Below are 21,179 nucleotides of genomic sequence, written 5' to 3'. Positions count from 1 at the left end.
TCCTGCATCATTCCCCATCCCACTGAGAATGACTGAGAGGCAGTTCTTTCCAAATACCTTTGCGGCCGAAGAGAATGTAATGTCAACAGCAGGACGAACGGCATGGACAGGAGCTGATTTTGTCAGTGTTATCTGTCCACCCTGACGGCCCCTTTCATCAACATGCCGGGAGATGACGGTGTGATACCCCCCCTTTGAGAGGTAGACATTGCCATTGTTAAGGATGTCACCACTTTCTGTTTCTTTCACAGGCATTGGACATATCCTGTTCAGCCGCTCTGCAAGGGCTGCAGTGAATCCTTCCGGCATATGCTGGGTAATTACAAACGCAGCATTCTGTTCTCCTTTAAGATTTGAAAAAACCTGGTCCAGCATCGGAGGCCCTCCTGCAGATGAACCAATTAAAATAATGTTTTCTGCAGGAACATCTGTATTGGGCAGACATTTCTTTGGTTCTGATATACTGATAAGCTGTTTCAGTTTCGCCGTTAATTCATTCTCAATACCCCGCATCTTTGATATATTCCGCGGTTTCAGCATGAAATCATTGGCACCCAGACGCAAAGCCTTGTAGGTCAGTTCAGCATCGCGCGAAGCCAGCGTGCTTAATACCAGGATTTTTGGTCTGTATGACAGGTGTCTGATCTGCCGCAGTGTTTCAATCCCGTCCATCCGGGGCATCTGAATATCAAGCGTCATTACATCCGGCTTAAGCTCTGCAATCATCGGAAGGGCTTCGACACCATTGCATGCAGTTCCAATAACTTCAATATCCGGAGCACGATTAAGCAGGTCTGATAAAACAGTCCGTATGAATACTGAGTCATCGACAATTAGAACCCTGAGCATAATGACCTTTTTACGATTTTAATACGTTATTGATCTCTTCTAACACCTTAGGTGCCTGAAATGGCTTTACAATGTATCCTTTGGCACCAGTTTTGATGGCAAGTTTTACCATCTGTTCCTGTCCGACAGCAGTGCACATAACCACTTTTGCTCCCGGATTAATCGTCATAATTTCTTTTAATGCTTCAATTCCATTTTTTTTCGGCATAACAATATCCATCGTCACAAGATCAGGTTGAAGCGATTGATATTTTTGGATTGCATCTTCTCCGTTCTCAGCTTCACCCACAATATCATGATTCCCGGAAAACAGGATATTTTTAAGAAGTGTTCTCATAAAGAGGGTATCATCAACGATCAGAATCCTTCCCATATATAATCCAATAACATTTTGTTACATACATAATAAACATATTTAATCGTGTATTTTGGAATAAGACCTGTCAAAAAATTATATGAAACAAATGTTATTTAAATGGGGGATTTACTGGGGGGTGGGTGGTTTCACAGCTTCCGTCACAAACCTGACACCTTTTGTAGTCAGTTTTACCTCACGGCGTGTCTGGACCACCTCTACCAGTCCAAGTCCCAGCATTCTGTCATACACGGCATCTATTTCACGCTGGGATTTCTCAAGCATTCCTTCAATAGAATGAGTGTCCATTCCGCTGTACACCAGCATGGCCACCTGACCTGAAAGAGGGTCAAGTTCTCCGTCCAGTGAACTTCCTTTTGTGGCATCAGTCAGGTAATTATAGAGCACCTGCAGGGTTGTTGAGGGGCAGAGCACAAAGCTTGTTGAAACATCTCCGCTCTCCACATGATCAATCTTTACCACTTCTTTGTCCGTTCCCTGTATCTCTCTTTTTGTCTGTTCAATTGCTGAAACATCAGCTATCGGTATACATATCTGATGATTCTGGCTAACAAACCATATACCGGTTTTAAGGACGGTCACTGCACCTTTTTCCCATTCTGCATCATTCACCATCACCCCACCCCTGATGGCAGGAGACATAAAAAATGCCATGAGGCGATAGCCCGAACACCCCATAAGAATGACCCGTTTTAGTATGGCCAGTGCTTTGGGTACGGTGGCAATTCTGTAATCTTTTTCTGCAGCAGAGATGATGAGAAGATTCTTCTTTTGCTGCACATTATCAATTGATTTTATCGGAATCTGCGTATTTATCGGTTCAGGCAGATGGATGGTTGTTTCATCGATTCCGATCTTGGCTGATATCCATTTCCCTTCGGCTTCAAATTTAACTGGAATTGTTTTCATTCTTCACTCCTGTCATTCTGATTATTTATTTGCCGGGATTTACCCCCCATTGAATGAAGCACTTTTTCAAGCTCTTCAACCAGATCTTTCGCTTCGACATGAACATCTTTCATATCACGAAGAAGACTTGGCTCAGGTCCCTTTTTGACCTTTTTAATATCTGATTCAAGAACACTGAGGATATCGTCATATTCATTTTTTCTGGAAAATGAGACTGCTTCATCAAGTTCCAGATCACCGAGATTTGTATTCCCAAGATGGGATATTTCATTTCCTGAGATCTTTTTATCCTGCAAAGAGACGTGATCATCAGGAAGAATATCTCCATCATCAACTTCTTCCTCTTCTTCAATGATGATCTCATCTGTTTCAATTGAGAGATCATCTGTCTCCAGTTCATCCAGATCAATTGCGTCAAAATCAGATAATTCATCTGCACCAAAATTATCTTTATCGAATTCAGTGAGATTTTCCAGTTCGTTCAGCGAATCATTCAGATTAGCATGCTGAATATCTGAGACGGCATCCGGGAGATTAATAAATGACCCTTCATCAAGTCCATCCTCAATGGCCTGCAGAGCAAATTCTCCGTCAGCCCCCTCAGGCGTCTCTCCGGCAGCAAGCAGTATGGAATTAATTTCATTATCCATATTGAATTCATCAGAATCATCATTCTGATGGGATGAAGATGTAGCCGGCAGGTCCATATCGGAATCAAAAGACAACTCCTCACCCTCAATTTCAAGAGAGTCAAGGCTTCCAAAATCTTCATCGTCAAAAGAATCGATTCCATCTGAAGGCTCCTTTGCATCAGATGCTGATGTTATCGGTTCATCAATTGCTGTATTCAAAAGGGAATCAAGTTTTTCGGTATGTTTCTTATCACGGGCCTTTGCTATTGTGGTACTGAATGAACCGATGGCAGCAGCCAGACCCGCTGATATCCGGGTACTTTTTGTTTCCGTTGGTTCTTTTCCCGGACTGTTTTTCTTTTTATCTTTCTGATTTTTCGTATTATTTTTCTTAAATCGTGAAAAAATTCCTTTAGAAAAGAAGTTTTTCCGTTCTTTTTTGGGTTGTGGTTTCTCTGTTTTCGCAGTCTGTGCTGAATTTTCGGTTGTAGTGTTTTTTGGGGCAGTAATTTTTTTGAAGTCCTCGATTTTTAATAAACCAAGGCCCATTGTCATAATAATTCCAAAGGCAACTGATGCAGATATGGTAACTATTAGTGATGCATCAGACAAAATCAGAAAAGTCCCGATGGCAATAATACCAACCATCATCAATAACCGACGTACTACTTCGTTCATTATAATCCCTCAAATGTTGGAATCTGAAACAGCATCTCGACGATAAACGGTGTCACAATTAAAAGGATTCCAGTGAGACTGAATAATATACTTCCAAATGCGTAATACAGATAATTTGCTCCGCCCTTAACAATCTTTCCTGCCATTATATTTGCAACAGTTATTATTAACAGAACAATAGCTATATATGTCCCCATTTTATCTTCCGGAAAATTAACGAAGATGTTCACCATACCAGACATGGAACCCCCCATTGATGCTGTTGAACTGCTCATTGCGCTACTGACCTGATCAAATGAAGCCATCACGGCAGTTACCGCATGTGACATCGTAAGTAATATCTGATACAGGAAGACAAAAATTGCAACCATCGCTATATGCATGGGAATAAGCAGCACAATGAATCCTGTCGCAAGCATTTCCCGTTTTTCGCGTAACAGCGTCTGTTCAAGCATGGATGAACTGACAACCCGTGCGACCTCTGAAGGATTACCGCCCAGTTTTATTGAGTCACGGAAAATATTGAGGTACTTTGATATGAGGTTACTTCCGGATTCGTCAATAAACCGTTCCCACACCATATTTTCATCCAGACCCAGATTCAGTTTGGAATAAACAGACTGAATAAATTCAGACAGCACTTTCAGGGTTTTTATATCAATTTCAGCAAGGGCGTAGGTTACAGTGAGACCCTTCCCCCCCATAATCGTCCCCAGACTTCTGATAAATACGGAAAAGTCAGCATCACGTCCAATAATATTTGTGTCATCAATGATTGCAAATATTCCAAGAGGTGCAAGCAGAATTCCAATGACAAGATAAATCAGGCCTGCGCTGAACCCTCCGATGAGGAGCAGAACAGAGGTAATGAGCACCGTAGGAACAATAAACCGTTCCATTTTACGTATCATCCTTTGTTCATAACTACCCTGACCCGGAAGTTCATGGCATTTCTGATCACCAGGGATTGCATGGTACATTGTTCCAATACCAAAGACGGCAATACCAAGGGTCAGGAGATACGAAGTGTTCAGTGTTGAATCCAGATTATCAGGCGCATAAATGGCAATTGAGACCATAATGATGATACTGACAATTGTCGCTGAAAGCATCAGAGCGATGTATGCATCCCCCCATTTCTTCAGCATCTCTATACCCTGTTCGAAATGGTTTCGGTAGACAATTCTTACGGTAGACAGTTCAAGGACGAGAAATTCATTATCCGGAACTCCTGAACCGATTGAGTTACCGTAGCGTGTCAGCATACTGGAGAGGATGGGGTTTTTAGTTCTTTCAGCCACCATTTCGAGAGCCCGTGCATAGTTATAGTTCCAGCGTTTAACGAATGTTTCAACCTTCGCGATGTACTTTGATGTAATGTACTCTTTTCTTGTTGCAGTGAATGCGAAAATTTCCGGTCGCGATATGTCAGCAGTGATAATTGAAGCCATATACGTTACCGTGAAAAGAATGTCTGAACCCATTCGTTTGTTTTCTGACACCTGGGCAAAGAATGCCTTGAGATTCGCCCAGGAATCTTTAAAAGGTAATTTGCCGCCTGATTTTTCACGGATGTCTTCGGTAAATGACTCAAACATGTCTCAGATCTCAATTTTCAGAAGACCCTGCTTCTTGATCTTGGTCATCATATGATACAGATCCCAGAACCCCGTATATCCTGCTTTATGAAGTCTCTCTAACATCCGGGCCCTCTTTGTCACTTCATCATAGATCTCTGCTTTCCGGTCATCGGGCAGCCCGAGAAGGGTACCTATTTTATTCTCCAGAAGAAAACTGCTTCCGTTCCCCGGGAAATCAAACGTATCGGTAATCGGGTTCCAGACAAACATTGAAACAAAGGAAAAACCACCCGTTTCAGGATCATACCCTACCAGTTCATTGACCGAGATCATTCTGCGCACCATGTCCCCGTTTGGTCTCCTTACTGCACTCTGGATGATCACGATATTCAGGTTATCAACATGGCTGACAGGGATATTAATCGGATCGCTGCAGAGACGCTGAATGAGTTTTTCAACCGAAGCTGCGTGGAATGTACTCATAACCGGGTGGCCGGTCTGCATTGCACCAAATGCCACCGCACCCTCGGAACCTCTGATTTCACCAACAAGAATCTGGTTTGGCCGCTGTCGCAGAGCTGCACGCAGCAGATCAAACATGGTAACCGCCCCGCCTTCTCCTTCCCCGCTTCCTTTTCCTTTGGATACCTCACGTGTCCAGTTTTTATGGGGCACAGTCAGTTCAGGAGTATCTTCAATGGTTACAATCTTATTTTCTGGTGCAAGGAAGGTGGTAATGGCGTTCAGGCTGGTGGTTTTTCCTGATGCCGTTTCGCCACTGACAAACAGTGACATGCCAAACTCCAGACAGATCCAGAGATAGGCGGCCGTCATGTAGTCAGTTGTTTTCCATTCAATCAGCTGAAGAATACTGGCTGGTTCTTCGCTGAATTTACGTATGGTAAAGTTTGAACCATGTTTGCTGATTTCCGTGCCATATACGATATTAATCCTTGATCCATCAGGTAAGGTCGCATCAACGATTGGATCACGATAGGTAAGCGGTCGTTTGATACGTTCTGCCATACGGATGACAAAATCATCAATTTCTTTGGAATACTTAAATTCAACGGCAGATTTCATTCCTTTAAAAATTTTATGCTCAATAAAGATCGGACCTACACCATCACAGGTAATATCTTCGATATAGGGATCATTCAGGAATGGTTCGAGAATACCCATCTGGACTTTATCGCGAATAAGCAGGTATTGTATCGAATTAAATTCCATCCGGGTGAGAATGAGTTTTCCTTCCGGGGTGGTGGGGACATCGGGGAGTTTTCCTTTTTTCTGCTCTTTCTTCAGTTCTTTTTTCTCAGAAAAATCAGTATTCAGAAACCCAATGATCTTATCTTTCAGGCCCTGTTCGGTGTCATCCCCTGCTGTGAGTGCCTTGATATCTTCATCAGGCCCGACAACATGTGTGATTTCCTTCAGCACCCGGTGCAGAACTTCAATGCGTTCTTCATCAGTTACCGGGTCTTCTTCAAAACTGTCAATGAAGTCTACGAGTTTTTTTTCAACATGACTCATCAGTTCTGTGACGCTATGAAGGAATGAGGGTTCAATTGGAATATAGAAATTTCTGACATCATTTTCATCCGGAAATATGTGAATAAATGTCATATCGCTCACCGGATAGATGATATTCGGGTTCTCCATTCTTTTCACGTCACGTGTCAGTTCAGAGAAGAACAGAGGAATACCAAATGTATTCACCGGAAAGATATGGAGGTATTCAAGGAGATGCGGTGCCTGTTTTACATATTCCTTGGCGTTAGCAGGAAGCATCCGGTATAATGCACTGGCTTCAATGGACTTTTCATCATAGGATATTGATTCATCCGTCTCTTCTGGTGTGAATGGAAGATTGACTGAAGCACTTAATGTTCCCATTATTTAGACCCGTGCCATTGATATCGGAATAATCTTCATGCCAAAACCAGGATGCACTTCAAATGAGACGATATTTCCGGTTGTCTTTCGTGCTCCACGAATTTTAACAACCTCCATGACCATGATATATTTTTGACCGACAAGTGCCCGTTTCATCATCAGATGGGCATCACAGATGGAACGGATTCTGACGAGGGTATCCTCCTGAAATGCGTATGTGTGGAGGGTGATGAGTATTGTTTTTCCGGTATCAACGAGGGTTTTGCAGTTGGTAAGAAATGCAAGCAGATCTGCTGAGCTTGTGGATTCCGTCAGCAGAGTCAGAGAGTCAATGATGATCACATCAGCATCTGAATTATTCATGTGCATAATAATTCTCTTTAAAATGCCCTGCATCTCTTTTTCGCCCCACTCAAACCCGATGGTATGCATGGGAAAAACCTTGAGATATCCCCATGCAAAGTAATCAGAAATATCAAGGCTCATGGAGTCCATCTGACCCAAAAAACTTTTTGAGGTATTTTCTGAAGTGTAGAGAGCCACATTCATACTGCCTTTTAGTCCGCCCCAGATGATCTGTTGGGTAATGACACTCTTTCCACTGTCATTTTCCCCTTCAATAAGCGTCAGGGATCCCAGAGGCAGACCGTCAGCCAGTTTCTTATCAATATCAGGATATCCCGTTGAAAGAATCTTCCTATCCTCTCCTCCGAGCAGATCCCCTAATCCATTGTCGTTACTCATTGATGTGTCCCTCGTAATTGATTATGAATTATATGTATGCTGAATCATATACCCCGTTTGGAGTGGTGACCTTTATCCAGAACGGGGGAATTCCTGCAGCGTATGTGACTGTCATTGTCACAGATTCACCCGGATCAAGTTCATTTGGATGTATAATGTCAGGTGCTATCTGAGACACATTCCAGGTATTTTCAGTTCCTGGTGTTGTTGTGTATGGGATTAGTATTGGCTGAGCACCTGAGTGAATAATATATATATCCATATACTTAAACTGAGAGATCTGTTCATTCCCGCTATTATTAACAATCATATTGAGGTGATGTGTCTCATTTGAAACAGTAATATCAAAGATATCAATTGATGTGCGCATCCTTGATTCCTGAAAACTAAATCGTTCTGTCTGTGACATTGTCACGACATCTGATGTAGCAAGTATTGCCCCTACAACGACATATGCAGTAATGATCAGGAGCACCAGAGCAATCGCGGTTGTAATCAGGCTTGCGCTTCCCATAACTTACACCTTATGATACGGTATACTGGGTTGAGACAGAGACGCCATTTGGCAATACAAACTGGAAATATGCATAATTCCCGGTTGATAATTGTGAAGAATCTCCGGTAAGTGTTATCTCAAGAGTTTCACCTGAATCCCAGTATTCATTTGGTGTTCCGGCATCTTCACGTATGGTAAATGTCCATTGCCCGGAGAGAGGTGTCTCTTCGGTGGTATAAACCATATATTCAAAATCCGCCGGAATTCCAAAGTATACATCTGAAGAAGAGATTTCAGTGTCGGCAATCCGTATTGAACCGATATTTTTTATCCATATCTTTGAAGCACCGTCTGAAAGAGAGTGCGCATTTACAATTTTGATATCTGTTCGCAGACGTTCATCGGCATTTTGTGATGATTCAGTGAATGTACTGGTTGCAGAATAGATGACCGGGAAAAATGCATTCACCAATATTGCTGCAGCTACAATCGCAGTAATAAGAAATATTGCGGTGGTGAATGTTTCACTTGACATTAATTATATCCTGTCAAGCATGTCAATCCATTCATCTTTTGCCAGTTTATTTCTGGTTTTATCGGATGATTCTTCTGTTGGCTGCTGTCCGGTTCTCATATCCATGAGGACCTCTATCATATCACGATCAAGCGATGAATCGTTGGGCGAGAGTATTCTGTTGAGCACGTAGAGTTCTGAAACAAATTCATCAGAACTGATTTCATGAGATTCTCCAAGTGTTTCAGGCATCAGGCGGGCAATATCATTGACCTGCTGGTATGCATCATCAGTGATATATCCCATGGTCCGATATGATTCAATCATGATCTCAAGTCTGTCAGGTCCATATTTTTTCACCATTTTATTGGTCCATTCAAACAGACGGTGAAGTTTCTGAAGACGCAGTTTTTCTGATGGCACATCTTTGTTATCAGGGGATAATTCTTCCATCTTCTGCTGCATTGAAAGAAGAAGGGCTTTATCCTTTGACATCCGGACAAAATCTGCATATGATTTTCCTTCAAAACCCGGAATGTCGGGATACTGATCAGATGCCTGCATTTGAGGATCACAGGCATCGGAAAGTTCTGGTTTTGTATTTTGTGATGTCTCTTCGGCAGATTCGTCCGGCAACTCATTTGGGGGGGTGGCTGTCTCCTGGGACGCCTGAAGTGCAGTGATGATGAATGGATTTTCCATTTCATTCATGCGTTCCCGGATGTCAATCAGCAGTTTTTTTATGGATTTTTTAATAAAATCAACCTCATCCTGGAGGTTCTGCAGTTTGACCTCTGGTTCGTCAACAGAGGCCGAACTGATTATTTGATCCACCTGCGATTGATTTATTGCCATAACGTTAGTTATTTTAATAGGATAGTATATATGCGTTTATAATATGGACAGACGGAGATAAACCCGATATTCCTTTTTTATGAAGTCTTACCGGCGGATATTCCTTGGTTACACTGGGTTGGGTTTGTAATCACACATATAATACTTTAGATCAGATGTGCATAGCATTAAAGATGATCAATTATTAGCAGAGCAGGCTGACCCGATCAATCTTTGAAGGTGTGCTTCTTTTCAGGCTGAATGCTGCACATGTGGACGGGCAGACTTCAGGATTGGATGGTGCCGTTTTTCAACACTGGTATAAAGAACTTCCGGGGGTTCCTGTGTGGCGAAGAACCTGGCATCAGACACAGCACATGAGAACACTGCTGCAACGACAACAAAAACGATCGGCACAATTGCCTGCTTCAGGGCAGGTGATATCCCCGCAATGGTTCCTTTGCGATAATAAAAAAAAGATTAGTAGAGTAGGTTTACTTTGTTGATCTTTGCAGGAATGGTTCTCTTCAGACCAAATGCTGCACCGACGGACGGGCGGATTTCAAGATTGAATAGCTGGTTTGCAGACAGATTATTTGCTGGCATAGCCACAATGGTGAACATATCATTTCCTTCCAGAAGAACATCGGTATCCGATGCACCTTCAAAGATAGACCAGTTTCCTGCACCTGGATCAGATACACTTACCAGAGTCGGGGATTTATTAAGAATATCAACATGCTCACTGGTAGCAAATACCATCTGGACAGTGCTAAAGTCAACAGGCGATCCACCAGCAGCAAGACCAAGGGTAAAGCGGATGGTATCAAGGCTTGTACCAGCAGTATCATTCAGTCCATACACATCGCCAATAATTTCCATACTGGATGATGCCATGTCAACACTGGTATAGACAACTTCCTGAGATTTCTGTGTGGTGAAGAAACCGGCGCCCAGCACCACGTATGAGAATACCGCGGCGACCACAACAAATGCGATAAGCACAATTGCGGCCTCAAGACCGGTAAATCCTTCCTCTTTATTCATGAATTGTTTCATTTGTATGCCTCTTTATCGTGATCATCCGTTTGATGATAACAATGTACACCTTGCCCAGCCAGCATATAAATATTGTGTATGGTGCCGGGCAATCTGCCGTTCATTCATGGTTATATTTAAATTAACGCAAGATTTGCAAAACTTATTTGCATATCAGTTCGATAATGTCTGCCCAAATTTAACAAACAGCAAATTATGTATGCAGATTTCCGGACTGAACATATCCATCATATGACGTTACAGAATCTATCAGAAACTCTCTGTGTGTTCTTTTGGAGAATACAGAGGAATATACAGAGGAATATACAGAGGAATATACAGAGGAATATACAGGGAGATTCCTGATGCCTTCAGTGCATCCTGAGTCGAATCAAAGAAACGAATCTCTCTATCCATTGACTCCGGGTAATGTGACTCTTTGTCTGATATGCCCATATTGAATCAGGTAGCCCTCGTAGCTTTGATGGTGTGTTTGATGGTGCGGTTGAATCATAATTTTGACTTCAGACAGCTGTTCTCCGCATTCCAAAATACAATATTTTTAATCTACAGATGTCAATACTTTTAACATGGACAGGAAGGATCTCGCATTTTTCGGAGCAGCAATTGTCATTGTCATTGTTGTTGCCCTTATTGGAAAACCGCTAATCATGGGGGAACCAATATCGTTTCTGCCCACATCAGAACCTTCTGTCGACCCAAATGCACCTTTGCCGATTCCTTCCATTCTGCCCACACCATTACCCCGGGCAACAGAGACACCAGTGCCAACGCCCACACCGGTGTGGGACGGGGAGGTAAAGACGGTAAGCTATGTTGATCCATCGACATACAATATTGAAACACCCAAACAGCCCGTCATCGGTGCGCAACCGGTTCCATACCAACAGAACCGTGAAATGGTACCATATGCAGTCATTCAGGGCGAAGCAAGCGGTGTAACAGAAGTTCTCGCAATTCCATCCGGATACTGGGAGATGCATATCACTTTTGATACGTGGACTGACAGCCCAATCCAGTCATTCCTCAAATTTCAGATAAGAAATGCAGAGGACAGGTCTGATTATCAGGTATTCAATTCAGCCAATGAAGCACCCATTACAACCCGGGATTCAGATAAAGATATCTGGGTCATTGAACGATATGATGCAGGCAGCTTTTATTTTGTCATCAAAGAAGAACTGCTGAAATCGTATACGATTAAAATAATGGTTCCAAAAAGTGATTCCTGAAGATTCCCCATTATTTTTTTTGATTAATCGGGATTATTCCTGATTTTTTATCCGGTGTACTGCAATAAATTCCCGGATGAGTTTTGCTGCAACAGCCGCTGTCTGGCCTGCGTCAATGGGACAGACTTCCATGTAATCAAACGCCTCTGCGAGGGGTCCGATTCTTCGGATTACATCCCGTATATCAAAATGAGTAATACCAAAGGGTTCCGGGGTGCCAAGACCGGGGGTAAGACAGCAGTCTATTGCGTCGGCATCGATGGAAAGATACACACTTCGTCCTGCAATCTTTTCAACAATTTCATCAAGAATTGATCTAATTCCCCGTTCTCTGACGCAATCAGCAGAATACAGATTCAGATTTTCTGCGAATGCATACTCCTCTTCTGTCCCGCTGCGTGCACCAATAATGAATATCTCCTTTGCCCCTGCTTCTGAAATTCTGCGCGTGATGCATGCATGGTTATACGGGGTATCGCCAAATTCATCTCTCAGGTCAAGATGAGCATCACAGACCACAAAACATTCAGACGTAAATGGCCGGTAGGAACCAAGGGTTGTACTATGTTCTCCTCCCAGAACAACCGGAATTTTCCCGTCTGCTGCAATCTGAGCAGTTATCTCTTCAACTGCAGCAATGACATCCTCAGGAAGCGACGGGACTTCCAGGTTTCCGAGATCATGAATTCCTGCTTCACTAAGGGTATACTGATATTCAGGGAGATACTGTTCAAAATTATAACTCACTTTACGTATTGCATCAGGGCCGTGGCGCGTACCTGCCACATATGATGTTGTGCCATCATATGGCACCCCAAAGATGACATACCTGGCATCATCATAGGAGGTGTCGGCATCCGCAAAAAGATTGTTATTAAAATATTGCATCCTTATAGGTCAAGTTTGCGCTTTCCAAGTGATGCGATGTACGAAACCTCGGCTCCTGCTTCAATACTTCCCAGCTGAACATCCGTAACATCAAGATCAAACATTTCATAATCCTTAATATCCATGAACTGGACCGTATTGCCTGCAATAGAGATTACCTGCGCGCTTCTCCGTTCAACAATTGGCACATAGGTTTTTGCAGATACAGGCTGAACAATCGAACGCTTAATTCCGTCAAAGATGCCGACGACATCAATTCTGGATTTTGCAGCGCCGTGTTTTCCGGGTTTTGATGTTGAAATTGAAAGAATCTTGCAGGGTTCATCATCAACAACTACATATCTGCCTTCTTTCAGTTTTCCTATTTCCGTCTGTTGTTTACTCATGATGATCAATCTCGCAATACATATCTCGGTAAAATTAAATAAATACAATGGTAATGTGCACGCATTGCAGGTTCAGATATGAGTTTTTTTTCACTATTCGATGAGATCACTTCAGCAGTGTCAGATGCAATCGGAGATATGGCAGGGACACCGGATGCCGGAGTAACTGTTGATATGGGAGCAGACGGTACTCCGACAAAAGCAATTGACAAAAAAGCAGAGGATGTCATTCTTTCATATCTGCGTGACTCTGAGGCATGTGGCGAGGTGATAAGTGAAGAGGCGGGCAGATGCCGCATCTCTGATGCAGATGGTCTCATCATCCTTGACCCGATAGACGGCACGTATAATGCAATTCATGGAATCCCCTATTATGCAATCTCTGCAGCATACATGCAGGACGGAGAGGTAATGGCCGCCTATATCAGTAATCTTGGGCATCATGAAGTCTTTACCGCAAAAAAAGATCACGGTGCCTTTCTGAACGGCAAGCCGATACGGGTGTCTGATGTTGATACACTTGATACGGCAACGCTAAGTCTGTATGGAAAAAGGGATGACACCAGGCAATTTATGCGTATTACGAGTAAGATCAGACGATGGCGCCATCTGGGTGCATCCGCCCTCGAACTTGCATATATCGGATGCGGAAGAATCGATGGTTTTGTCGATATGCGCGGAACTCTCAGATATACGGATGCAGCCGCAGGCATTCTGATATGCGAAGAGGCAGGCGGCAGGGCAACATCTGTTTCGGGAGAACAGATAGAATTCTCTGAAGATGTCAGGGAGGGAAGAGCATTGATTGCAACGAACGGATTATTACAGGACGAAATTATCAGCTGTCTGGAGCACTCTGAATGAAGATTAAAATCATTCCCCGTCCTGATGACACCCGTGCGGTCGATTATGCACGGGAAATAGGGGTGAAATTTCTTGATGACGGGCATACCATCTGGTTTGAAGAGGGAAACCCTCTGAATGAATCGTTTCACATCTCTCCCCTGAATGATTCGGATGCCGATATTGCTGTTGTTATTGGTGGAGATGGGTCTGTTCTTCATGCGGTGCAGTCGATGAAACCCCAGGTAGCTCTTGTCGGCATCAACTTTGGCAGAGTTGGTTTTCTTGCGGACCTTGAATCCGATGAAGCGTATTCATTTATTTCACAGTTGAAACCGGATACCATTGAGACGGAATCACGGATGCGGATCCAGATTTCAGTGGATGGTAAAATATATAATTGTGCACTGAATGAAGCGGTGATTGTCACAGAACGTCCGGCAAAAATGCTTCAGTTCTCCGTCATTGTCGATGGCATTCCGGTAGAGGAATTCCGTTCAGACGGACTTATCATCAGTACACCCACCGGGTCAACTGCGTATGCCATGAGTGCCGGGGGACCGATTGTTGATCCAAAAATAAAAGGAATTCTGCTGGTTCCCCTGGCCCCGTTTATGCTCTCTTCCCGGCCTCATATCATTTCAAGCGAACGCAATCTGTCTGTTCAGCTGGACAGTGACAAACCTGCCAGCCTTGTAATAGACGGCCAGTATGCAGGAGAATTGCATGAAAAATCCCTGATTACGGTTACAGAATCTCCTGAACCGGCGCTCTTTATCGATGTGAACAAAAATTTTTTCACCAAAGTTGACCGGAAACTCAGGACATTATGATAATTTATTCTCTTTTTTTGTCAGTGGCATAATATTTATCTGTCTCCCGGTGTATGTGAGACTGTATCGGAATGCATGGTGAATTTAATGATAGACGAAAACAAAATGGACCTTAATTATAAGGAGATTGCAGATGCGTTTAAAAATGCAGGCATCTCCGGTTCGCCTGTTGCGGTGAAATTTGCAAAAAACGAAAAGGGAATTCCGGATGGCGTTGAGGAAATATCTGATGCCGCCCGTCACTGTAAGATGGTGACGATGGCACGGACTGACGGGGACATCCTATATGCCCGCCCGGATAAACACCAGTGTATGGGCGGTGCATGGGCCCTTGGTCTGATTGAACTGACGCCTTCCCTGAAGTCAGGCGAATTTTACTTTAAACTGGGTAAATTCTCATCATGGGCCGGCTGTATGCGGACAATTGACTCAGTGCCTCACGTGCATCCGCCTGGCAGTGAAGAAGTCAGCACCTATGCGACGGTCTATGCCCCTCTGGAAAAGACACCCTTTGATCCTCATGTAGTCATCATCATGGCACAGCCTCTTGTCATGCTGAAGATTGCTCAGGCAATCCTCTACAAAATGGGCGGTCGCATCAACACAAATATGTCCGGTATACAGTCGGTATGCGCAGACACCTGTGCCTATCCGTACATGTCCGGTGAAGTAAACTTTTCACTCGGGTGTGATGGTTCACGTAAGTTTTCCGGCATTGCAGACGACCTGATGGTAATGGGCTTTCCCGCTGAAATGCTGCAGGATGTGGCAGATGCATTACCGGTGGTTATGGGAGCCGCAGGTTCTAAAAAATAAATTATTCTTTTTTTATCGTGTTCAGAATTAATTCGCACACGTTTTCTACTGCACTCTCCATTTCCTGACTCATCAATTCTGAGAACTCTGCAATTTCCCCCGCTTCTATACCAATAATAGTTATCTGTGGACATATTCCCAGTTCTTCAGCAATATTTACTGCATCAAGCACTCCGATATCAGATAAGGAAAGAGGGAAAAATTCATTGGACGGAGGTTTTGTAAAGACCAGAATCTCCCCGATATGGTTGCCGTATCCCGTTGTTGCATCAACAAGGATGACATGGTCATATCCTTCCATCATGGGAATCAGTCCCAGTCCTCCCACACCACCCTCAATGATATCAATCTCAGGATGTGTTTCATGCAGCGTTTCAATGACACGGACACCCACGGCATCATTTCCCATCAGTGGATTGCCACAGCCAATAACCCGCACACGTTCATTGCTCATCTGCACCTCTCCTGATAATTCCAGTATACCGGAATCTCTGAAGACAAGTCTCCATCCAATAGTATAATGCTTATCCCTTTTGGCGTTCAACAAAAGAGCAGGAGGGAGATATAGTTGCAGGTTTCAATGAAACTGGAAATGAAAGATTCACCCGGACAGCTGGTCTCTGTTATACAGCCAATTTCAGATATTGGTGGCAATATACTCTCAGTTATTCACGAACGTGACCCTGAAACCGGTGGGGATCTGCTTGATTTACAGATTATGTGTGAGATCCCGGAAGGTTCGCTTGACGCCTTGCTTTCAGAATTTCGCAGACGGGAAATCAACGTTCTGCGTGTTGGTGAAGAACGCCTGCTTGTACGCAGATCGATAATTCTTATCGGCCACCTGATTCACACCAATATCAGTGACACCATCGACAGGATTGATTCGACAGGATATGCGGAAGTACATGAACTTTCGATGGTGATGCCTGCAATCAATGAACCTTCATCAACCAGGATGACCATCAAATCCGATTGCCTTAAGGATATCAACCGGGCACTGGCAATTCTTCGTGATGTGGCAAGAGACAAGGGATTTTTAATTATTGAATCGCTGGAGGGAAACTGATGCGAATTGCAATCATTGGATTTGGATCTGTTGGCAGAGGGGTTGCAGAGGTGATCGCTGCAAAGACTACCGGTCTGATTATCACTGCGGTGGCAGATTCCCGGAGTGGTATTATCGATGGTTCCGGGCTTGATATTGCAGCGATTCTCAGGAATAAACAGGCGACCGGCATGTGTGGCACTCCTGATATAACAGTCTCTGATATCATTTCCTCAGATGCGTATGACGTACTTGTCGAGGTTTCTCCCACCAATGCTGAAACGGGTGAACCGGCATTAGGGTATATCAGACAGGCACTTGCAGGCGGCAAACATGTTGTTACGTCAAATAAGGGGCCTGTTGCTCTGAAATTCGAAGAACTCCATGCGCTTGCAGCAGACAATAATGTCAGTCTGCGCTACGAGGCAACGGTATGCGGGGCAATACCTCTCATGCACACCATTAAGCATGGCATTGCAGGAAATGAGATCACCCGCCTTTATGGTGTATTTAACGGAACCTGCAATTATATCCTGACCCGGATGGCAGAAGAAGGTCTTACCTACCAGCAGGCACTTCTTGAAGCACGCGAACTGGGGTATGCTGAAGCAGATCCCACATATGATGTCCAGGGAATTGATGCCGCAATAAAGCTGGTCATTCTTGCAAATGCGGTGTGGGGCATGAAGAAAAGCCTCAGTGATGTGGATATCATCGGCATTGACAGAGTTACAACAGCTGCTATCGCACTTGCTGAAAGAGAAGATCAGACCATCCGGCTGATCGGAGAGATTGATCCGGCCAATGAGATCATCCGTGTCTCCCCCAGTATTATACCAAAATCCCACCCTCTTGTTGTCCGCGATACACTCAATGCGGTAACCATCGAGACACTACTGGCAGGGGAAATAACACTGATTGGAAAGGGTGCGGGTTCATCTGAGACAGCAAGCGCGGTTATCGCAGACCTGCTCTTTATTCGTGATTGTTATGGCAGGCGTGATTGAAAAACGCCGTGAACTTCTTGGCATCATGAGGGAGTATACCCTCGAAAATGGCTTTTTTACCATCAATGATATCGCCGACGCAACAGAGATTGCACGAAGTACGATTCAGGACTGGATAAACCGTCTGGTAACAGAACGCTGTGTTGCAGTTAAAGAAGAAAAAAAAGGGCGTGCACCGGCAAAGTATGTGACAACCAATGTCGTGATGACCAGTTCATGCAGAAGAATTTTTACGACAACAGACGGGAACCAGGTCGCAATCCATCACCAGTGCATGAGTACAGGCTGCGCTGCATTCTGTGAATATCATCATCGCCTTGCGGGGGGTGTTATCCATAATATCAGAAGAGACGGCAGAGTACTGGTCGAATATGCACATCTGGGGACAGCTGTTTCAGATATCGGTCTCTACCCGAAACCGGCGGTCGGCGTTACCGGAGTGAGGAGGGAAGGGGAATTTATCATCCAGACCATCCAATGCGTGGGAGGACCTGCTTATTCCCTGACCGATATGATGGCAATGGCCGTCGGTGTCTGTGAGGTGCGCCTGACTGATAGTGGTATCATCACCGAGGGAGAAGTCGTATCACAGGCACTTACTCACCTGATAATCGGCCTTGATGATACCGATACAACAGAGGGCGGCGCCACATTCGCCCTTGCCCTCGGCCTGCTCCAGTATCTGGGCAAGATGCGTGATGTGATTCCGGTTGGTCATACTGTTGCAATGCTCTACCCCTGCCTGCACGCATGTACAGCCGGAAATTCCTGCAGCTTTATTGAGATTGCGGTGAACCCGGATGCAGTCGATCATGTGATCGAACGTGCGGTGCGGTTTATTGAGGCAGAATCATTATCGAAGGAGTGGGGCATTGCGGTGAAGAAGGGGTTTATTATTTCAGAACCTCTCCGCCGTTTTGGTCTTGCAGCGCGTGCACATGTTGTAACAGCAGATATGGCAGAGACGGTGGCAGATGCAGAGCAGATCTCTCTGTTTGGGGGAAACGGAAGAATCGGTGCGGTTGCAGCAATCGGTCTCTCCCGTGAAGATAATAATATACTGTTAAATCCCGGGGATGTGCCGGATTCAGATACCTGATCCGTTCACACACCCATTTTCAGGCAAAATATTGAACTATCAGTATCGTGACTTCTATTACTATATGAAGAAACTTTTACTGAAACATATGGCAGGGGTGCTCTGTCTTCTTCTGTTATGTATCTTTGCTGCAGGATGTACGCAGTCGCAAACGCCAGCAGTTGCAACTGCCGGCGACACCGTAGAGGTGGATTATACCGGAACGTATGACGATGGAGAGGTCTTTGACTCATCCTATGAACGGGGACAACCACTTGAATTTGTTGTCGGAGCGGGCCAGATGATCCCCGGATTTGATGCCGCAGTTGTGGGAATGGCCGTTGGTGATAAAAAAACAGTGAAATTGTCTCCTGAAGAAGCATATGGAGAATGGAATGAAGACCTCGTTATGACGGTGAACAGAACGATATTTGCTGAAAATACCACCCCGGTAATTGGCGAGACCTATTCCTCATTAACAGACCAGGGATTTATCCGGTTTACGGTCATTGCAGTCAATACATCTGAAGTAACAGTTGATACAAATCATGCCATGGCAGGAAAAACGCTGAATTTTGACATTGAACTTGTTTCAATTAATCCTGCAGATGCCTGATGTCTGAGAATCTGTTGCCGCAAATATCAGTGGGTGACACCGTCACCCTGCATTTTTCCTCTGCTGACGCACAGACCGGTGAGATGCTGGAATATACGTATGATGAAGAGCCAAAGGCGTACACCATTGGTGCGGGAGAGATCAATCCTAAATTTGAGGAGGCACTGCTCGGATGCAGGGCTGATGATGAGATCTCGGTAGATTTAACGGCAAAGGAGGCCTATGGCGCGTATAATAAGAAACTGGTCTTAAAGATCAGTCGGAAAAAGCTGCCGATGAATACGATCCCGGAACCGGGAACAGTCCTTCCCATGAAACTGCCCAGAGGTCGTGAAGCAAATGTGACGATTCTGTCGGTCTCCAGAACAACGGTGGTTGTTGATGCAAACCATCCGTTTGCAGGAAGGGATATCCACTACAAAATCTGGGTATGTTCGGTTACTCCCTTCGGGTCAGCCACCCACGATTAACGTCGCGGGCCTGTTCTTCACATTCTCTTCTTTTCTTTACTTCTCAATTTAGTCCAAGCACCAACTGCTGAACGGTGGTGGATGCATTCAGGCTACTTACCGGATAGGTGATTTCCTCACACTATATTCACCGTGAGGTTAAACCGGCGCGAATACTCAGTGTCGCATACATTGTGGCTAAACACCCCTTCAAACACCGAAGTCCCGGTACTCACCGCCCGGTAACAAAACCGGTATTTTCCGGAAGGAAAAAACGGACTGCCATTAGACCAGTTCGCGTTATTGGGAATTTCAGTTGTAGTGCTGGCATTCATCAGTTCAGGTCCTGATCCGGTGACAGGCATGATCCATCGGTAGGCGAGTCCGGGAGTGGTTGGCAGGGTTATATCAAGAGAATCTCCCTTTTGCAGTGTAATGGTTCTCCCCGAATCAATTTCATTTAAAAAATATCTGATGCCGGACATCGGTTCATTTTCGGTAAGGTTGCTGGCCGGGTTGCCAGTACAGCCAGCCGATGCGAGACACAGACCGATGAGGAGAAACATGGCAACAGCATAATATCCGGATATATTGGATTTCATGAATGACTCAATCCGGTTATCGATGATCCATTCCGGATAATCCTTCAGAACTGAGGTTTGCACATATCAAAATACATTTTGCAGTCCGTGAATAATGATTATGTCGGCTTTACCAAGGTGAGATATATTTCAGGAAACAATGCATCTTCGAAACAACATAATTCCAGACAGCTTCTGGACCCCCCGTTTTACCTCAGGCCTTTTGAGGAAGCATTTCGGTATATCATAGACGATTACCATGTAGCATCACATGACATCGGGGTATTTATTCCCTGTGCGGTCAGAAAACCCTACAGCACGTCACCCAGCCACCGCCTGTTCCATAAAATATTCGATTCCGTGTATACGACCGACACGTCATATCATGTGGTCATCTTCGGCACATGCGGCACTGTACCGGCTGAACTGGAATGCATGTACCCCTACGCCCAGTATCATTATATGCTGGGCAAATGCACGGACCAGCGGGTGAAGGACGATTTCCTCAGAATAGAGACCTATCGCCTGACAGAATTTCTTGAAAAAACCTCCGACACATACCAGCTGCGAATTGCATACTGCATCGGACTTTTCCGGGAGGCAATGGTCCGGGCAGCAGCAAAGACTGATACCGAGGTTCTGATCTATCCCACCGATCCGATGATTCAGCAGATGTATAATGACGACTGCCCGTTTCCGGAAGGCAGCCTTTCCATGCAGGAGTATATCGATGAGTTCACGATGGGTCTTCAGAGGGCGAAGGCGATGGTTGACGAATCTCAGATATAGGGGAATTCAGGATTTTTTGCAATTCTGCATTCACTTTTTTCCAGAT

The 21,179-nt window shown here is 44.5% G+C and carries 25 protein-coding genes; 10 read left to right on the top strand and 15 right to left on the bottom strand.

Annotation, left to right across the window (positions count from 1 at the left end):
* The 11 genes from MKMG_RS03420 to MKMG_RS03370 all read right to left on the bottom strand — a co-directional run.
* The coding region (locus MKMG_RS03420; protein WP_165075605.1) for a chemotaxis protein CheB at positions 1-849 on the bottom strand (849 nt) is incomplete at its 3' end.
* 10 nt (positions 850-859) lie between these two features.
* Positions 860-1,222: a response regulator gene (locus tag MKMG_RS03415; RefSeq protein ID WP_165075602.1), complete on the bottom strand. Its 363-nt coding sequence runs from the start codon at positions 1,220-1,222 to the stop codon at positions 860-862.
* 111 nt (positions 1,223-1,333) lie between these two features.
* A complete protein-coding gene (locus MKMG_RS03410; protein WP_165075599.1) occupies positions 1,334-2,134 on the bottom strand; it encodes a CheF family chemotaxis protein in 801 nt (266 codons plus the stop codon).
* Positions 2,131-3,444 carry a hypothetical protein gene (locus tag MKMG_RS03405; RefSeq protein ID WP_165075596.1) on the bottom strand — a complete coding sequence of 438 codons (1,314 nt, stop codon included), beginning with the start codon at positions 3,442-3,444 and terminating at the stop codon, positions 2,131-2,133. Before MKMG_RS03405 ends, MKMG_RS03410 begins: the two co-directional genes overlap by 4 nt.
* On the bottom strand, positions 3,444-5,042 hold the full coding sequence (flaJ, locus tag MKMG_RS03400) for an archaellar assembly protein FlaJ (protein ID WP_165075593.1): 1,599 nt from the start codon (positions 5,040-5,042) through the stop codon (positions 3,444-3,446). The genes MKMG_RS03405 and flaJ overlap by 1 nt, the downstream gene beginning before the upstream one ends.
* Positions 5,043-5,045: 3 nt before the next feature.
* Positions 5,046-6,920, bottom strand: a complete 1,875-nt coding sequence (locus MKMG_RS03395; RefSeq protein WP_165075590.1) for a type II/IV secretion system ATPase subunit — start codon at positions 6,918-6,920, stop codon at positions 5,046-5,048.
* A 3-nt stretch (positions 6,921-6,923) separates the two neighbouring features.
* Positions 6,924-7,664 (bottom strand): ATPase domain-containing protein, encoded by a 741-nt coding sequence (locus tag MKMG_RS03390; RefSeq protein WP_165075587.1) that lies wholly within the window; start codon positions 7,662-7,664, stop codon positions 6,924-6,926.
* Between the two features lie 28 nt (positions 7,665-7,692).
* A complete protein-coding gene (locus MKMG_RS03385; RefSeq protein ID WP_165075585.1) occupies positions 7,693-8,178 on the bottom strand; it encodes a hypothetical protein in 486 nt (161 codons plus the stop codon).
* 10 nt (positions 8,179-8,188) lie between these two features.
* The gene (locus MKMG_RS03380) at positions 8,189-8,695 is read right to left on the bottom strand and encodes a flagellin (RefSeq protein WP_165075583.1); all 507 of its coding nucleotides are present in this window, start codon (positions 8,693-8,695) and stop codon (positions 8,189-8,191) included.
* Positions 8,696-8,698: 3 nt separating this feature from the next.
* Positions 8,699-9,529 carry a FlaD/FlaE family flagellar protein gene (locus MKMG_RS03375; protein WP_165075581.1) on the bottom strand — a complete coding sequence of 277 codons (831 nt, stop codon included), beginning with the start codon at positions 9,527-9,529 and terminating at the stop codon, positions 8,699-8,701.
* Positions 9,530-9,988: 459 nt separating this feature from the next.
* Complete coding sequence (locus tag MKMG_RS03370; RefSeq protein ID WP_254059072.1) at positions 9,989-10,555, bottom strand: archaellin/type IV pilin N-terminal domain-containing protein; 567 nt, start codon at positions 10,553-10,555, stop codon at positions 9,989-9,991.
* A 581-nt stretch (positions 10,556-11,136) separates the two neighbouring features.
* Here MKMG_RS03370 and MKMG_RS03365 point away from each other — a divergent pair.
* On the top strand, positions 11,137-11,799 hold the full coding sequence (locus MKMG_RS03365; RefSeq protein ID WP_165075577.1) for a hypothetical protein: 663 nt from the start codon (positions 11,137-11,139) through the stop codon (positions 11,797-11,799).
* Between the two features lie 33 nt (positions 11,800-11,832).
* On the opposite strand, the gene speB is transcribed toward MKMG_RS03365, so the two are convergent.
* Together speB and MKMG_RS03355 are read right to left on the bottom strand one after the other, a co-directional pair.
* The gene (gene speB / locus MKMG_RS03360) at positions 11,833-12,687 is read right to left on the bottom strand and encodes an agmatinase (protein WP_165075575.1); all 855 of its coding nucleotides are present in this window, start codon (positions 12,685-12,687) and stop codon (positions 11,833-11,835) included.
* 2 nt (positions 12,688-12,689) lie between these two features.
* Positions 12,690-13,073 (bottom strand): translation initiation factor IF-5A, encoded by a 384-nt coding sequence (locus MKMG_RS03355; RefSeq protein ID WP_165075573.1) that lies wholly within the window; start codon positions 13,071-13,073, stop codon positions 12,690-12,692.
* Between the two features lie 78 nt (positions 13,074-13,151).
* Here MKMG_RS03355 and MKMG_RS03350 point away from each other — a divergent pair, with 78 nt between their 5' ends.
* The 3 genes from MKMG_RS03350 to MKMG_RS03340 all read left to right on the top strand — a co-directional run bounded on the left by MKMG_RS03350 (position 13,152) and on the right by MKMG_RS03340 (position 15,565).
* Positions 13,152-13,937 carry a bifunctional fructose-bisphosphatase/inositol-phosphate phosphatase gene (locus tag MKMG_RS03350; RefSeq protein ID WP_165075571.1) on the top strand — a complete coding sequence of 262 codons (786 nt, stop codon included), beginning with the start codon at positions 13,152-13,154 and terminating at the stop codon, positions 13,935-13,937.
* Positions 13,934-14,749, top strand: a complete 816-nt coding sequence (locus MKMG_RS03345; RefSeq protein ID WP_165075569.1) for an NAD(+)/NADH kinase — start codon at positions 13,934-13,936, stop codon at positions 14,747-14,749. The genes MKMG_RS03350 and MKMG_RS03345 overlap by 4 nt, the downstream gene beginning before the upstream one ends.
* A gap of 87 nt (positions 14,750-14,836) precedes the next feature.
* On the top strand, positions 14,837-15,565 hold the full coding sequence (locus tag MKMG_RS03340; protein ID WP_165075567.1) for a DUF169 domain-containing protein: 729 nt from the start codon (positions 14,837-14,839) through the stop codon (positions 15,563-15,565).
* A gap of 1 nt (position 15,566) precedes the next feature.
* On the opposite strand, the gene MKMG_RS03335 is transcribed toward MKMG_RS03340, so the two are convergent.
* A complete protein-coding gene (locus MKMG_RS03335) occupies positions 15,567-16,019 on the bottom strand; it encodes a hydrogenase maturation protease (RefSeq protein ID WP_165075565.1) in 453 nt (150 codons plus the stop codon).
* Positions 16,020-16,145: 126 nt separating this feature from the next.
* On the opposite strand from MKMG_RS03335, the gene MKMG_RS03330 reads away from it, so the two are divergent.
* Genes MKMG_RS03330 through MKMG_RS03310 form a run of 5 tightly spaced genes read left to right on the top strand, consistent with a single transcriptional unit; the run spans position 16,146 to position 19,784 of the window.
* Positions 16,146-16,634: an amino acid-binding protein gene (locus MKMG_RS03330; RefSeq protein ID WP_165075562.1), complete on the top strand. Its 489-nt coding sequence runs from the start codon at positions 16,146-16,148 to the stop codon at positions 16,632-16,634.
* The gene (locus tag MKMG_RS03325; protein ID WP_165075560.1) at positions 16,634-17,620 is read left to right on the top strand and encodes a homoserine dehydrogenase; all 987 of its coding nucleotides are present in this window, start codon (positions 16,634-16,636) and stop codon (positions 17,618-17,620) included. The genes MKMG_RS03330 and MKMG_RS03325 overlap by 1 nt, the downstream gene beginning before the upstream one ends.
* Positions 17,604-18,719, top strand: coding sequence for a sugar-specific transcriptional regulator TrmB (locus tag MKMG_RS03320; protein ID WP_165075557.1), 1,116 nt, complete (start codon positions 17,604-17,606; stop codon positions 18,717-18,719). The genes MKMG_RS03325 and MKMG_RS03320 overlap by 17 nt, the downstream gene beginning before the upstream one ends.
* 31 nt (positions 18,720-18,750) lie before the next feature.
* Positions 18,751-19,314 (top strand): peptidylprolyl isomerase, encoded by a 564-nt coding sequence (locus MKMG_RS03315; RefSeq protein WP_216842868.1) that lies wholly within the window; start codon positions 18,751-18,753, stop codon positions 19,312-19,314.
* A complete protein-coding gene (locus tag MKMG_RS03310; RefSeq protein WP_165075555.1) occupies positions 19,314-19,784 on the top strand; it encodes a peptidylprolyl isomerase in 471 nt (156 codons plus the stop codon). Before MKMG_RS03315 ends, MKMG_RS03310 begins: the two co-directional genes overlap by 1 nt.
* Before the next feature lie 116 nt (positions 19,785-19,900).
* Here the strand turns inward: MKMG_RS03310 and MKMG_RS03305 are convergent, their stop codons facing one another.
* On the bottom strand, positions 19,901-20,428 hold the full coding sequence (locus MKMG_RS03305; RefSeq protein ID WP_165075553.1) for a hypothetical protein: 528 nt from the start codon (positions 20,426-20,428) through the stop codon (positions 19,901-19,903).
* A gap of 24 nt (positions 20,429-20,452) precedes the next feature.
* Here MKMG_RS03305 and MKMG_RS03300 point away from each other — a divergent pair, with 24 nt between their 5' ends.
* Positions 20,453-21,133 carry a DUF5591 domain-containing protein gene (locus tag MKMG_RS03300; RefSeq protein WP_371415194.1) on the top strand — a complete coding sequence of 227 codons (681 nt, stop codon included), beginning with the start codon at positions 20,453-20,455 and terminating at the stop codon, positions 21,131-21,133.
* The last annotated feature ends 46 nt before the right edge of the window (positions 21,134-21,179 follow it).

The organism is Methanogenium sp. MK-MG, from assembly GCF_009914725.1.
In the GTDB taxonomy this organism is placed as follows: Archaea; Halobacteriota; Methanomicrobia; order Methanomicrobiales; family Methanomicrobiaceae; genus Methanogenium.
This window is presented reverse-complemented; position numbering and strand designations above follow the sequence as displayed.